Below are 13,441 nucleotides of genomic sequence, written 5' to 3' on the forward strand. Positions count from 1 at the left end.
TTCAGATGGCTATTCTACGTTTGATTGGTTTTGGAAAAAAAGAAGAATTTAAGAAAGTGCTCGCAATTTTAAGAAAGAAAAAGCCTGATAGGACAAGGGCTCTATGAAATTTGTCGTGTACAGAGTTGATTTTTGATAATAATCCATCTTTAATTTTAACAAATGTTATAAAAAATGCTTAAATTTCAAGCTATCTAATTGAATTATATAAAATGCAATTGCATTAAGAATATAAATAATTTAAGATTTATTTGGATGAAAAATATACAAAATCAATTCATAAACAATCATATAATTGTGATTTATTTCTAATTTTTGATTATTTAATGTTAATTAATTCTCTTTTTTGTTTATTATTGTTAATATTCAAGAAAAGCATACAATAGAGATAATAATGAAGAAATTCCTTCCATTGCTTGTTGTTTGTTCGATTGTTGTTTTAGGTTACGCTGCATATGTAGATGCCCAAGATAAAAGACGCCAAGAGCTTACGAAAATTGTAAATGATGCGGAACACAGTTTGCATATGATCCAGAATAATCCTAATTATATCAAGCATACACATTTGTCATCGTATAAGAACGATCAATAGTCATTGATATTAATCAATAATTATTGCAATTCAGTGTATGTGTCTTTCTAGAATGTATGATAACTAGGCTTTTTTTTGATTTGAAGCCATCAAGTTTTGCTTAAAATCTGTTAAAATATTTACCATTGAATAAAAAGCTGCATCTTGTTATGCAGCTTTTTACATTTTGATAGCGGGTCAGATTTATACATCTTGTTGGTGTCACAAGCATTTGGCTGGCATAGAGATTGCTTTGTCGTTGTGTATGCCATTTCGCAAATTCAAAAAAGATTGAAATGCAAGTGTATAGATTTCAATTCCTAAGATCTCAGATTTTAACAGGTGCTATGTTATGACAACGCCTAATGCTTCGGTTGGTGTTTTAGAACGCTTATTTAAATTAAGTGAGAACAAAACCAACTTCAGAACAGAAGTTCTAGCGGGTGTAACTACATTTTTGACGATGTGTTACATCATTATTGTAAACCCACTTATTCTTTCCGAAACTGGAATGGATCATGGTGCCGTGTTTGTTGCAACCTGTTTAGCTGCTGCTATTGGTTGCTTGGTAATGGGGATTGTTGCCAATTATCCAATCGCACTTGCACCGGGGATGGGCCTAAATGCCTACTTTACCTATTCGGTCTGTTTAGGCATGGGTGTGCCTTGGCAGACGGCGCTTGCGGCTGTTTTTGTATCAGGTTTAATCTTTTTGGCAATCAGCTTTTTTAAAATTCGTGAAGCGATTGTCAATGCTATTCCTATGTCGCTTAAATTTGCGATTGGCGGGGGTATTGGTTTATTTCTTGCCCTCATTGCACTTAAAAATGCAGGCATCATTGTAGACAATCCAGCGACTTTAGTTGGTCTGGGAAATATCAAGCAACCTACGGTTTTACTAGCTTTATTTGGCTTTTTAATGATTGTGGTTTTACACCAGTTAAAAGTTCGTGGTGCGATCATCATTAGTATTCTTGCTGTGACTGGAATAGCGACAGCTTTAGGCTTAAATGAATTTAAAGGTGTTGTTGGACAAATTCCATCGATTGCACCCACCTTTATGCAAATGGACTTTGAAGGTTTATTTACTGCAAGTATGGTTGGTGTGATTTTTGTCTTCTTTATTGTCGATTTATTTGATAGTACAGGGACTTTGGTTGGTGTATCGCACCGTGCAGGTTTACTACAAGATGGTAAGTTACCTCGTTTGAAGAAAGCGTTGTTTGCTGATTCAACAGCAATTGTTGCAGGCGCAGCATTAGGTACATCTTCAACCACACCTTATATCGAATCTGCCTCTGGTGTTGCTGCGGGTGGTCGTACAGGTTTGACTGCCGTTGTCGTTGCATTCTTATTTATTGGCTGCTTATTCTTGGCACCATTAGCTCAATCTGTTCCAAGTTTTGCAACAGCTCCTGCATTATTATTTATCGGTGTGTTGATGATTCAAGGAATCACACATATTGATTGGGATGATATTACAGAAGCAGTACCTGCATTTTTAACGATTGTATTTATGCCATTTACGTATTCAATTGCGGATGGTATTGCAATGGGCTTTATTAGTTATGCATTAGTCAAATTATTTACAGGCAAAGCAAAAACAGTTCCTTACATGGTTTGGATTATTGCTGCACTGTGGGTATTTAAATTTATTGCATTTGGTGGTTAAGCCATTTAAAAGTTATTGATAAAACCTTTAGAGGGTGTACCGAACAGGCAACACCCTTTTTTATTTAAACATGGAGTTAATATGAATCAAATCGAGCTGATTCGTGCTTTACCCAAAGCCGAATTGCATGTGCATATTGAAGGGACTTTTGAACCAGAACTGATGTTTGCAATTGCACAGCGTAATCAGATTCAGATTCCGTATCAATCAGTTGAGGAAGTAAAGCAAGCCTACAACTTCCATAATCTTCAATCATTTCTTGATATCTATTATGCTGGTGCGAACGTGCTGGTGCATGAACAAGATTTTTATGATCTAGCTTGGGCATATTTCGAGAAATGTGCTGAAGATCGTGTCGTGCATACAGAGATGTTCTTCGACCCACAAACACATACTGAGCGTGGGGTTGAATTTGCAACGGTACTGGCAGGTTTAAAGCGTGCTTGTAAAGATGCTCAAGAAAAATTAGGGATTAGTTCTCAATTGATCATGTGCTTTTTGCGTCATTTAAGTGAAGAAAAAGCATTTGAAACACTTGAGCAAGCCTTGCCATTTAAAGATGACATTATTGCAATTGGTTTAGATTCAAGCGAAGTAGGGCATCCTCCTTCGAAATTTGAACGTGTTTTTGCTAAAGCACGTGAAGCAGGTTTCTTGATTGTGGCACATGCAGGTGAAGAAGGCCCCCCAGAATATATCTGGGAAGCTTTGGATTTACTCAAAGTAAACCGTATTGATCATGGTGTTCGCTCAGAAGAAGATGAGCAGTTAATGGTACGTTTAATCGCAGAAAAAATGCCATTAACAGTTTGCCCTTTAAGTAATTTAAAGCTTTGTGTTGTCAATGACATGGGTGAGCATAACATCCGCCGTTTATTACAAAAAGGTGTGCATGTTACTGTAAACTCGGATGATCCTTCATATTTCGGTGGTTATATGAATGATAACTTTGTAGCAATTCAGCAGGCTTTAGATTTATCGAATGATGAGCTTAAGCAACTTGCAATTAACTCTTTTGAGGCATCCTTTATTTCTGATGATGAGAAACAGAAATGGATTGCAGAAGTAAAAAAGATTTAAATGTAAAAAACCGCGTTAAGCGGTTTTTTTATGTGTCAGGATTTATTTAGGTTGGCGCAACATACTCAATAAGACATTATCTTTATCAATCATGTGATGTTTTATTGCTGCTAAAGCATGACCAACAATAAGTAAACCTGCAAACCAAGAAAGATAAATGTGTAATGGTTTCACTATTTCAAGCAATTCAGGATTATCTTGAACTAGGCGAGGAATTTCAAATAAATATAAAACAGGAGCTGGATGTCCAGCACTCCAGCTAAATAAACAGCCGGTAATTGGTAGCGCAAGTAGCATGAGATACAGTAAGAAATGGCCGATATGAGCCAAAGTCTTCATCATAGGTGACATGGTGTTTGGTAGTTTAGGGACTGGGTGGGTATAACGCCAAAAAATTCGAATCACAACCAGAAAGATAATGGTGGTGGCTATATTTTTATGTAGTGTAATAACATTGCCTTTGAAGCTTCCATCAACGTCATAGCTGAGAAAATTCCCACTGTAAAAGCCGATCAGCCAAGCTGTGATAAAAATAGCTGCCATCAGCCAGTGTAAAATTTGCGCTGTGCGAGTGTAATATTGTGCTGAGGTTGACATCGCAACATCCTAGCGGTGAATATGAGTTTTACGATTTTAAATAGCTCATTTTTCTTCATATACAGTGTATATGTAACAGAGCGTTTTACGTGTAGAGCAGTAAGTAAAATGCAACTTGATTGTTATATTATGTAAAGAATCTACACAGTCATTTCTTTCAAGTCATCCTTTAGGCACAATACGCGTGCTAAAATTTTGGATACAGGTTTGAGTTCGTGAAAAAATTATTCTTTATCGTACCTATGTTATTTGCTTTAAATGGGTGCGTTGCGCCAAATACTAATAATTCCACTGCAACAACATCTCAGCAGCTAGGTATGGCTGCATTAAAAATTGCTGTGAATGCAAAATGTATTAATGAGATCAATACATTACCAGCATGGAAAACAGCGACGCGTTTAATGACATCTGAGCAACGTGAAAACATTCAAACGAATGTATGTGGATGTGTTAGTGAAAAAGCACCAAATAGTGTAACGACTGTTGAATTGGCCACAGCTGCGATTGATCCTACAGCGCGTGCAACGATTGTAAATCAAGTTGTTTCTAAAACAGTAAATGCCTGTGTCGCAGAAGTGTTGAAGAAATAATTCTGATGAAATACGCTAAGCAGAGCTAAGTTTGACTTGGTTCTGCTTTTTTACATGAAATTGATATGGTCTTGTAATTGGAGATCGTGTTAATAGACTTATATGATTAAATTGTAAAAATACCTACGTTTAGAATAGGTTTTGTATGAATAAGAACAATTTTTTTATTCTTTTCTCTTTCTTTACCTTATTTGCAGGTGTTGACGCACAAAGTGCTGAACCAACTAAACTGAAAATGGGTACGTCAGCAATACAATGTGCAGCACAAACCAAGTGTACTCATGATATCGATGATTTCGCGGCTTAGAAAGTTGCAAGTAAATTAATGACCAAGAACCAAAAACAACAGAAGAAAAAGCAAATTTGTAAATGTGTTGGTAAAAATGCACCTACTGTATTATCTCCATCAGAGCTTGCTTTAGCGGCAGTTGGTTCAAAAGCTAGAACAGCATTAACAGGAGTTGCTGTCGCAAAAACGATGAACGCTTGCGTATCAGAAGTGATAAAATACAACAGTTTAAATAGGTTGTAATTAGTTGCTCTGAAGCAGCTAATCTTTGTGAGTAATATCATGTTTGTTGCTGGTGTAGATGAGGCAGGGCGTGGGCCTTTGGTCGGTTCAGTTGTTGCTGCTGCGGTAATTTTAGATCCCAATAATCCGATTGATGGTTTAAATGATTCTAAAAAATTAACTGAAAAGAAACGTGAAAAACTTTTCTTAGAAATTCAAGAGAAGGCCTTAGCTTGGTCAATTGCAGAAGCTTCCCACTCAGAAATTGACGAAATTAATATTTTACAGGCAACTTTTTTAGCCATGCGTCGTGCTGTAGATACCTTAAACATTCAGCCTGAAAAAGTGATTGTTGATGGCAACCAAATTCCGAAAGGAATTGAAATATTGTGTGAGGCGATTGTTGGTGGGGATGCGAGTCATGCTGAGATTAGTGCAGCAAGTATCTTGGCTAAAGTAACACGTGACCGTCAAATGTATGAACTAGATCAGAAATACCCGAATTACGGTTTTGCAAAACATAAAGGCTATCCAACCAAAGCACATTTTGAAGCAATTGCAGCGTATGGGGTGATTGATCAACATCGTCGTAGTTATGCGCCAGTAAAAAAAGCACTGGGTTTATAAATATATAAATGAGTCTCCATAAACAACTAAAGCGACTAATGATTAGTCGCTTTAGTTGTTAGAGAAGAATTCTGTACATTAACGATTGAAGTTATTATGTCGAGTGAAATCGTTATTATCTTCTTCAAAAGAAAGTTGATAATCTTGATCAAGATGTTGTAAATGCTCATGCATAGCACGTTCATGTTGGATACGTTGGTAAATTTCCTCACGATGCACGGAAACTTCTTTTGGAGCATTTACACCAATACGCACCTGATTACCTTTTACGCCAAGCACAGTAACACTGACTTGATCCCCAATCATTAATGTTTCTCCGACACGACGGGTCAGAATCAGCATGTTTATCTCCTTGCTAAACGCTTAAACTTGCGACAGGGAATTCATTATTTGAAAGCACAGCCTTAATATACAGAAAATTTTAACAGAAATATGTAAAAAACAGCTTTTTTTCGTAAGTTCTGCCGAGTTTTTCTGAAAAACCTCACAACTTAATATAACAGAGCCACTGTAATAAAAACTATAGTGGCTCTGTATTTTTTACCATTTACTTGAAAGTAAATATGTTTATTGTGCTATGAATTAAGCACGTGCACTGCTTTCGCCATGTTCACGGTCTAAACCAAAAGCAGTATGTAGGCAACGTACAGCAAGCTCTAAGTAGTTTTCTTCAATGATGACAGAAATCTTAATTTCTGAAGTAGAAATCATGAGGATATTAATGCTTTCATCCGCAAGAGCTGTAAACATTTTGCTTGCTACACCAGCATGTGAGCGCATACCTACACCAACAATAGACACTTTTACGATGTCATCGCGAGTGACAACTTCACAGCCTTCAATGCTGCTTGCTGTTTGGTCCAAGATTGCTTTAGCTTTAGCAAGATCATTGCGATTTACAGTAAAGGTAAAATCAGTAGTACCATCTTCTTCAACATTTTGGATAATCATATCCACTTCAATGTTAGCATTACTAATCGGGGATAAGATTTTAGAGGCAATGCCTGGTTCATCTGGAACACCCAAAATCGTTAATTTTGCTTCGTCACGGTTAAATGCAATGCCTGCAATAATTGGTTGTTCCATGTCGTCTTCTGCCTCAGTCGTGATTAATGTGCCTACGTTTTGTTTGAAATCTTCATCAAATGCGCCGTCATTGTCATTATCAAAGCTTGATAATACACGTAATGGAACCTGATATTTGCCTGCGAATTCAACCGAACGAATTTGTAAAACTTTTGAACCTAAAGATGCCATTTCAAGCATTTCTTCAAAAGAGATACGGTCAACTTTTTTCGCTTTAGGTGCAACACGAGGATCAGTGGTATAAACACCATCCACATCTGTGTAAATTTGGCATTCATCTGCTTTTAATGCAGCTGCAAGCGCTACACCAGAGGTATCTGAGCCGCCACGACCTAATGTTGTAATATTTCCTTCAGCATCAAAGCCTTGGAAACCTGCGACAACAATCACACGACCAGCATCTAAGTCAGCTGTCATGACATCGGTATCAATAGATTCGATACGCGCTTTGGTAAATGCGCTGTCAGTTTTAATACCAACTTGACGTCCAGTGTATGATTTAGCTTCTACACCAATAGAATTCAGTGCCATAGCTAACATGGAAATCGTTACTTGCTCACCCGTAGACACCATTTGATCAAGTTCACGTGGGTTAGGGGTGCTAGTAATGGCTTTAGCAAGCGCAAGTAAGCGGTTGGTTTCACCACTCATTGCCGATACAACCACGACCACTTTGTGACCGTGATCATGCCAACGCTTGACACGATGAGCAACATTTAAAATGCGCTCAGGAGTACCCATAGAGGTACCGCCATATTTTTGAACGATTAATGCCATAGTTGTTCCATATAAGCCATGACCCTGAGAGGCATCAGGGTCAGTTACACAAAAGTGAAGTTGTTATTATTGCTCAAGCCAAGCAGGCAATGCTGCGATTACTTGATCAAACTTCTCGTTAAGTGGCGCGCCACCTTGTGCTAAGTCAGGTTTACCACCACCTTTGCCACCAAGCTCTTGAGCTAAATGTTTGATGATGTCACCTGCTTTTAGAGTTGCAGCGTATTGTTTAGCGACAGAGGCGATTAAACTCACTTTATCACCGTCAACACCAGCTAAAATAATGACTGCATCTTCCAATTTTGATTTTACGCTGTCATGAAGATTGCGTAATGATTTGGCATCTAAACCTTTTACTGATGTGATAAGTGTTTGACGACCAGCAATTTCTTTCACTTGATCTAATAAATCAGCTGCTTGGAAGCTGGCTAATTTTTGATTCAATTGTTCAATTTGCTTTTGCAGACTTGATGCTGTTTCAACAATTGATTCAACTTTTTCAACAGTTTGATCTTTTTGCGCTTTCAATAAAGCATTGATCGTCTGAATATCAGCTTCAGCTTTTTGCACAACTTCAAGTGCTTTGGTACCCGTTACGGCTTCAATACGGCGAACACCAGCTGCTACACCACCTTCAGAAGTGATCTTGAATAAACCAATATCACCTGTGCGCTTAACATGAATGCCACCACAAAGTTCAATAGAGAAGTTTTTCTCTTCAATAATAGAACCCATAGAAAGTACACGAACTTCTTCGCCATACTTTTCACCAAAAAGCATCATTGCGCCTTTGGCCTTCGCCGATTCAATATCAAGTAATTCAGTGCTTACTGCCGTATTTGCAATCACTTCAGCATTGACTAAACGCTCAATCTGTTGCAATTGTTCAAATGAAACAGGTTGGTCATTAGCAAAGTCGAAACGCAAAATATCACTTGCAACCAAAGAACCTTTCTGTTGAACATGTTCACCCAGAATTTGACGTAAAGCTGCGTGCAGAAGGTGAGTTGCAGAGTGGTTGCGTGCTGTTGCTGCACGAATATCTGCTTTAACCGTTGCTTCTACATTTTGAGTTGCTTTGAGGCTACCCATAGTGACGATACCTTGGTGTACAAAAGCACCACCAGATTTTTTGGTATCTTGAACTTCAAAGATACCGGTATCGTTTTTGAAAATACCAGTGTCACCAATCTGACCACCACTTTCTGCATAGAAAGGGGTTTGGTTCAATACGATGAGTGCTTCGTCACCTTCGTTGATTTCATCAACTTGAATGCCATCTTTATAGATCGCAACAATTTGACCTTGACCTTGAGTTGCATCATAACCGTCAAATTGAGTTTCGCCTTCAACTTTTACAATGTTGTTATAATCAACTGCAAACTTACCAGCATCACGTGCACGTTGACGTTGTGCAGCCATTTCAACTTCGAAGCCAGCTTCGTCAATTGTAAGATCACGTTCACGCGCGATATCAGCAGTTAAGTCAGTCGGGAAACCGTAAGTGTCGTAAAGTTTAAATACAGTTTCACCAGCAATCACATTGCCTTTTAGCTGAGCCAATTCACCTTCAAGTAATTTCAAGCCTTGTTCAAGTGTTTTCGCAAATTGCTCTTCTTCTTTCAGCAGTTGCGCTTCAATGCGTGCCTGTTGTGCTGCAAGTTCAGGATATGCTTCACCCATGACTTCAATTAGCGGTTGCAACATCTTGTAGAAGAATGAACCAGTTGCACCGAGCTTGTTACCATGACGCACTGCACGACGAATGATACGACGCAACACATAACCACGACCTTCATTTGAAGGATTAACACCGTCAGCAATCAAGAATGAGCATGAACGTGCATGATCTGCAATCACTTTTAAAGAAGCTGGGTATTCAACTGGTTTATTTTGAGCTTTCGCTTCAGCTTCAATTGCAGTGGTATCCAAACCAATGATTTCAGCAGCAGCTTTTAACAGGTGCTGGAACAGATCAATTTCATAGTTTGAATTGACATGTTGCAGAACTGCAGAAATACGCTCCAAGCCCATACCTGTATCTACAGAAGGTGCTGGAAGAGGGTGCATTACACCATCCGCAGTACGGTTAAACTGCATGAAAACGTTGTTCCAGATTTCGATGAAACGGTCGCCATCTTCTTCAGGTGAGCCTGGTAAGCCACCCCAGATATGATCACCATGATCATAGAAAATTTCAGAACACGGACCACAAGGACCTGTATCACCCATTGCCCAGAAATTATCAGATGCGTATTTTCCGCCTTTGTTATCGCCAATACGAATGATACGTTCAGCATCGATTCCGATTTCTTTGTTCCAGATATCAAATGCTTCATCATCGGTATGATAAACCGTGACATATAAACGATCTTTCGGTAAGCCTAACCACTGTTCGCTGGTTAAAAATTCCCAAGCAAATTTCAGTGCATTTTCTTTAAAATAATCACCGAAAGAAAAGTTACCTAACATTTCAAAGAAAGTGTGATGACGTGCGGTATAACCTACATTGTCGAGGTCATTGTGTTTGCCGCCTGCACGTACACATTTTTGAGATGAAACAGCACGAACATAATCACGCTTTTCTAAACCTAAGAAACAATCTTTAAACTGGTTCATACCAGCATTGGTAAACAGTAAAGTTGGGTCGTTGGCAGGAACGAGAGAACTCGAAGCAACACGTGTATGCCCTTGCGATTCGAAGTAACGCAAAAATGCTTCACGGATTTCAGCGGATGTCATAAAACGAGTACTCACAACCAAGCGTCCATAATTTTTAAAAGTGCTAAATTATAACGGAAAATATGATCCCAACCAACGATTTTACAAGCAATATCATATAAAACTGTGTTTAAACTAAAAATCTATATTCAATAGCGCTGTTCATGTTTTACCATATAGCATAGAAAAGATGATGTTTTGATGAAAGGGCTCTGCATGCAACGTATCGCTATCAATGGATTTGGTCGAATTGGTCGAAATGTATTACGTGCGTGGTTTGAGAGTCCAAAACAATTTCAATTTGATATCGTTGCTATCAACGACATTGCCGATGTGCAGACTTTGGTACATTTGTTTAAATACGATACCACGCATGGACGTTTTGCAGGTCAAGTTGAAATTCAGATTGAAAATGAACAGATATTTTTAAATATTCAGTCCCATCAACGACAATTAAAATTACAGGTATTTAAACAGGCTCAACCTGAATTACTTCTTTGGGCAGATTTAAAAATAGATGTTGTATTGGAATGTACAGGTCTATTCCGTTCACGTGCTGATGCAACTCGGCATGTCGAAGCAGGGGCAAAGCGGGTGATTATTGGGGCTGCACCTTTTGATTCGGTCGATGCTGCAATTGTCTATGGTGTCAATCACAATGATGTGAAAGTAACTGATCAAATTATTTCGAGTGTATCTTGCACTACTCAGGCCTTGGTTCCGTTGGTCAAAATTATTGATGATGCCTTTGGCATTGATACCGCTTTAATGACAGAAATCCATGCAGTCACAGCAGATCAATCGGTATTAGACCATGCACATCGAGATTTACGTCGTGCCCGAGCTTCAGGACAAAATATTATTCCAACCACATCGAGTGCATTAGGGGCATTAAAACAAGTCATGCCAAAAATGGAAGGTCGAATTGATGGTTATTCCATTCGTGTGCCGACCATTAATGTCGCAGCAATTGATTTAACTTTTGTTTCGCATTCACCAATTACAGTACACAAAGTCAATGAGGTTTTGAGTAAAGCAGCTCAATATGATTATGCGCAGATCATGCAAGTGACAGATGAAGATTTGGTTTCAAGTGATTTTAATCATTCGCCCTATTCTTTAATCGTCGATTTAACTCAAACCATGGTGGTGGGTCATCAAGCTAAAGTGTTTGCATGGTATGATAATGAGTGGGGATATGCGAATCGACTACTTGATTTGTGTGAATCTTTTTGTAATTAAACAGATCATATATTAAAAAGAAAATTTGGGGATGAAATTATGACATTGATGTTGATTTGGGGTTTTCTGATTGTTTTATTGATGGCTGTTGCTTTTTTATTTTGGTTTCAGTTTAAAACTTCAACTGTACAAAGCCAAGATATTCATGTTTTGCAATTAGAAGAAAAAGTAGTGCATTTAGAGTTGCATTTAAAAAAGAGTTTGGAAATTATGCAGGATCTTGCTAAAAAAATGCATGTACAACAAGAAGTTTTAGATAGGACTGTTGCTAATATTGCTGCATTAGAAAAACAAAATGTTGAGCTGGTGAATGTTTTAGAAATTGTGGTTAAAGGAAGTAATAAAAACTTTTAAATATTTATTTGTATTCATAAGTTGCCATAAAAAAGTAACCATGTGTACGTCTGTTTTAATTTCATCTATAAACAAGCTAAGCCTAATTTTCTAAAAGAATTTTTTGCATGTTTATTTTGAATACTCAACTTAATGCAGTAAAAAAATTAAACTTGATTAACTGGAAGCAGGGTGATAGTTCAGATGTCGGGCAGTTCTTAGGGACGAGAACATGGGTTTCTCATATTAGTGAATAGTTTCAATCTATTGAATTAACTCGTTAAATGTAGTGTAAAGATTCAAGATAAAGAGAATTGAATCAATCATATTTCTTCAAATTCTCAGGTGCATCATATAAATCTTCGTGCTACACTACGCTGAATCGGGCATTCACCCGATTTTTTTATGTGGTTGCTTTTTGTGTGGATGCCTCCACATTGAACAGATTTTAGGTTTGAACATGACCATTTCAGAGACATGGTTGCTCCCTGACGGGGTAGCAGATGTATTGCCCGAACAAGCGCAAGTTGTTGAAGCTTTGCGTAGACAAGCATTAGATTTTCTTGCAGTTCGCGGTTATCAATTGGTATATACCCCATTTATTGAATACATCGAATCGTTATCTTCACTTTCAGAATCAAATCAAGATTTAGATTTGGTTACATTTAAAGTTATTGATCAACTTTCTGGTCGTTTGCTTGGTGTTCGAGCGGATATGACACCGCAAGTTGCACGTATTGATGCGCATGTTCGACCAATTGAAGGTGTAGCTCGTTATTGCTATGCAGGTACAGTCCTTCATACAAAACCGCAAAACTTTAATGCAACACGCGCCCCACTCCAGTTGGGTGCGGAGCTATATGGTCATGACAGCATCGAAGCTGATGTCGAAATGATTGATGTTATGCTCGGTTTGTTGGAAAAAACAGATAGTTTACAAGGTGTTCACTTAGACTTAGGTCATGTTGGTTTATTCCGTAGTCTGGTTAAGCGCGCTGGTTTAAATAAAAATACTGAAAATCAGCTGTCTGATTTATATCAGCGTAAGGCTTTACCAGAATTAGAAGAATTTACTCAAGACTTGCCAATGGGTACTGATTTTTATGCTCTAGGTCGTTATGCAAGCGATCTAGACGCTTTGCAAGCACATTTAAGTCCAAATATTTTAAATGATGTTGATTTTAAAAATGCGTTTGATGCATTGAAAACAACTTTTGCAGAAATAAGATCTCGCTGGTCTAGCCTTGATATTGGTATAGATGTCATTGAACTGCGTAGTTACCACTATCATACGGGTTTGATGTATGCCATTTATGCGCCTAATCGCGCTGCGCCACTTGCTCAGGGTGGGCGTTATGATGGTATTGGTGAGCACTTTGGTCGTGCTCGTCCAGCAACAGGTTTTAGTTGTGATTTATATGCTTTAGGCGCTACACAATTTGCTGAAATTGAAACAGTGGTCGCTCCTAAAGGCAATCAACAAGATCTATTGAATGCTATTGCTGATGCACGTACTCAAGGTTTAAGTGTAGTGCAATTGTTAGGTAATGATGATTTAAGCTCTGTACCTTATGCGACGCATCAAATGGTGTTGCAAAATGGGCAATGGGTAATTGAAAAAATTTAATTGCTAA

The 13,441-nt window shown here is 38.1% G+C and carries 14 protein-coding genes; 10 read left to right on the forward strand and 4 right to left on the reverse strand.

The window, feature by feature from the left end:
- Window positions 1-394 precede the first annotated feature (394 nt).
- The 3 genes from HYG88_RS15265 to HYG88_RS09065 all read left to right on the forward strand — a co-directional run bounded on the left by HYG88_RS15265 (window position 395) and on the right by HYG88_RS09065 (window position 3,323).
- Window positions 395-592 carry a hypothetical protein gene (locus HYG88_RS15265; RefSeq protein WP_005161023.1) on the forward strand — a complete coding sequence of 66 codons (198 nt, stop codon included), beginning with the start codon at window positions 395-397 and terminating at the stop codon, window positions 590-592.
- A gap of 331 nt (window positions 593-923) precedes the next feature.
- Window positions 924-2,243, forward strand: coding sequence for an NCS2 family permease (locus tag HYG88_RS09060; RefSeq protein ID WP_005161017.1), 1,320 nt, complete (start codon window positions 924-926; stop codon window positions 2,241-2,243).
- Window positions 2,244-2,324: 81 nt separating this feature from the next.
- Window positions 2,325-3,323: an adenosine deaminase gene (locus HYG88_RS09065; RefSeq protein ID WP_005161014.1), complete on the forward strand. Its 999-nt coding sequence runs from the start codon at window positions 2,325-2,327 to the stop codon at window positions 3,321-3,323.
- A gap of 42 nt (window positions 3,324-3,365) precedes the next feature.
- Here HYG88_RS09065 and HYG88_RS09070 read toward each other — a convergent pair whose 3' ends face one another.
- The gene (locus HYG88_RS09070) at window positions 3,366-3,920 is read right to left on the reverse strand and encodes a cytochrome b (RefSeq protein WP_005161010.1); all 555 of its coding nucleotides are present in this window, start codon (window positions 3,918-3,920) and stop codon (window positions 3,366-3,368) included.
- A gap of 215 nt (window positions 3,921-4,135) precedes the next feature.
- Between HYG88_RS09070 and HYG88_RS09075 the strand changes: the two genes are divergently transcribed.
- From HYG88_RS09075 to rnhB, 4 genes are all read left to right on the forward strand, one after another.
- Window positions 4,136-4,510 carry a hypothetical protein gene (locus HYG88_RS09075; protein WP_005161007.1) on the forward strand — a complete coding sequence of 125 codons (375 nt, stop codon included), beginning with the start codon at window positions 4,136-4,138 and terminating at the stop codon, window positions 4,508-4,510.
- A gap of 145 nt (window positions 4,511-4,655) precedes the next feature.
- Window positions 4,656-4,817: a hypothetical protein gene (locus HYG88_RS15270; RefSeq protein WP_005160999.1), complete on the forward strand. Its 162-nt coding sequence runs from the start codon at window positions 4,656-4,658 to the stop codon at window positions 4,815-4,817.
- An 18-nt stretch (window positions 4,818-4,835) separates the two neighbouring features.
- Window positions 4,836-5,042, forward strand: coding sequence for a hypothetical protein (locus HYG88_RS15275; RefSeq protein ID WP_005160996.1), 207 nt, complete (start codon window positions 4,836-4,838; stop codon window positions 5,040-5,042).
- Between the two features lie 39 nt (window positions 5,043-5,081).
- Window positions 5,082-5,648, forward strand: coding sequence for a ribonuclease HII (gene rnhB / locus HYG88_RS09085; protein ID WP_005160993.1), 567 nt, complete (start codon window positions 5,082-5,084; stop codon window positions 5,646-5,648).
- Between the two features lie 78 nt (window positions 5,649-5,726).
- Here the strand turns inward: rnhB and csrA are convergent, their stop codons facing one another.
- From csrA to alaS, 3 genes are all read right to left on the reverse strand, one after another.
- Window positions 5,727-5,990: a carbon storage regulator CsrA gene (gene csrA / locus HYG88_RS09090; RefSeq protein WP_004661337.1), complete on the reverse strand. Its 264-nt coding sequence runs from the start codon at window positions 5,988-5,990 to the stop codon at window positions 5,727-5,729.
- Between the two features lie 240 nt (window positions 5,991-6,230).
- Complete coding sequence (locus tag HYG88_RS09095) at window positions 6,231-7,511, reverse strand: aspartate kinase (RefSeq protein ID WP_005160988.1); 1,281 nt, start codon at window positions 7,509-7,511, stop codon at window positions 6,231-6,233.
- 66 nt (window positions 7,512-7,577) lie between these two features.
- On the reverse strand, window positions 7,578-10,268 hold the full coding sequence (gene alaS, locus HYG88_RS09100; protein ID WP_171063563.1) for an alanine--tRNA ligase: 2,691 nt from the start codon (window positions 10,266-10,268) through the stop codon (window positions 7,578-7,580).
- 180 nt (window positions 10,269-10,448) lie between these two features.
- Between alaS and HYG88_RS09105 the strand changes: the two genes are divergently transcribed.
- The 3 genes from HYG88_RS09105 (at window position 10,449) to HYG88_RS09115 (ending at window position 13,434) form a co-directional block, all read left to right on the forward strand.
- Window positions 10,449-11,474: a type I glyceraldehyde-3-phosphate dehydrogenase gene (locus HYG88_RS09105; RefSeq protein WP_005160984.1), complete on the forward strand. Its 1,026-nt coding sequence runs from the start codon at window positions 10,449-10,451 to the stop codon at window positions 11,472-11,474.
- Between the two features lie 39 nt (window positions 11,475-11,513).
- The gene (locus HYG88_RS09110) at window positions 11,514-11,828 is read left to right on the forward strand and encodes a hypothetical protein (RefSeq protein ID WP_005160981.1); all 315 of its coding nucleotides are present in this window, start codon (window positions 11,514-11,516) and stop codon (window positions 11,826-11,828) included.
- A gap of 439 nt (window positions 11,829-12,267) precedes the next feature.
- Window positions 12,268-13,434: an ATP phosphoribosyltransferase regulatory subunit gene (locus HYG88_RS09115; protein WP_005160980.1), complete on the forward strand. Its 1,167-nt coding sequence runs from the start codon at window positions 12,268-12,270 to the stop codon at window positions 13,432-13,434.
- Window positions 13,435-13,441 lie beyond the last annotated feature (7 nt).

This window comes from Acinetobacter sp. SwsAc4, assembly GCF_013391535.1.
Taxonomy (GTDB): Bacteria; Pseudomonadota; Gammaproteobacteria; order Pseudomonadales; family Moraxellaceae; genus Acinetobacter.

What these genes read in the sequence shown, in the direction of transcription:
- HYG88_RS09065 (WP_005161014.1), top strand. Translation starts at nt 2,325, where the DNA reads ATGAATCAAATCGAGCTGATTCGTGCTTTACCCAAAGCCGAATTGCAT.
- csrA (WP_004661337.1), bottom strand. Translation starts at nt 5,990, where the DNA reads ATGCTGATTCTGACCCGTCGTGTCGGAGAAACATTAATGATTGGGGAT.
- HYG88_RS09095 (WP_005160988.1), bottom strand. Translation starts at nt 7,511, where the DNA reads ATGGCATTAATCGTTCAAAAATATGGCGGTACCTCTATGGGTACTCCT.
- HYG88_RS09070 (WP_005161010.1), bottom strand. Translation starts at nt 3,920, where the DNA reads ATGTCAACCTCAGCACAATATTACACTCGCACAGCGCAAATTTTACAC.
- rnhB (WP_005160993.1), top strand. Translation starts at nt 5,082, where the DNA reads ATGTTTGTTGCTGGTGTAGATGAGGCAGGGCGTGGGCCTTTGGTCGGT.
- HYG88_RS09110 (WP_005160981.1), top strand. Translation starts at nt 11,514, where the DNA reads ATGACATTGATGTTGATTTGGGGTTTTCTGATTGTTTTATTGATGGCT.
- HYG88_RS09060 (WP_005161017.1), top strand. Translation starts at nt 924, where the DNA reads ATGACAACGCCTAATGCTTCGGTTGGTGTTTTAGAACGCTTATTTAAA.
- HYG88_RS09105 (WP_005160984.1), top strand. Translation starts at nt 10,449, where the DNA reads ATGCAACGTATCGCTATCAATGGATTTGGTCGAATTGGTCGAAATGTA.
- HYG88_RS15265 (WP_005161023.1), top strand. Translation starts at nt 395, where the DNA reads ATGAAGAAATTCCTTCCATTGCTTGTTGTTTGTTCGATTGTTGTTTTA.
- HYG88_RS09115 (WP_005160980.1), top strand. Translation starts at nt 12,268, where the DNA reads ATGACCATTTCAGAGACATGGTTGCTCCCTGACGGGGTAGCAGATGTA.
- HYG88_RS15275 (WP_005160996.1), top strand. Translation starts at nt 4,836, where the DNA reads ATGACCAAGAACCAAAAACAACAGAAGAAAAAGCAAATTTGTAAATGT.
- HYG88_RS15270 (WP_005160999.1), top strand. Translation starts at nt 4,656, where the DNA reads ATGAATAAGAACAATTTTTTTATTCTTTTCTCTTTCTTTACCTTATTT.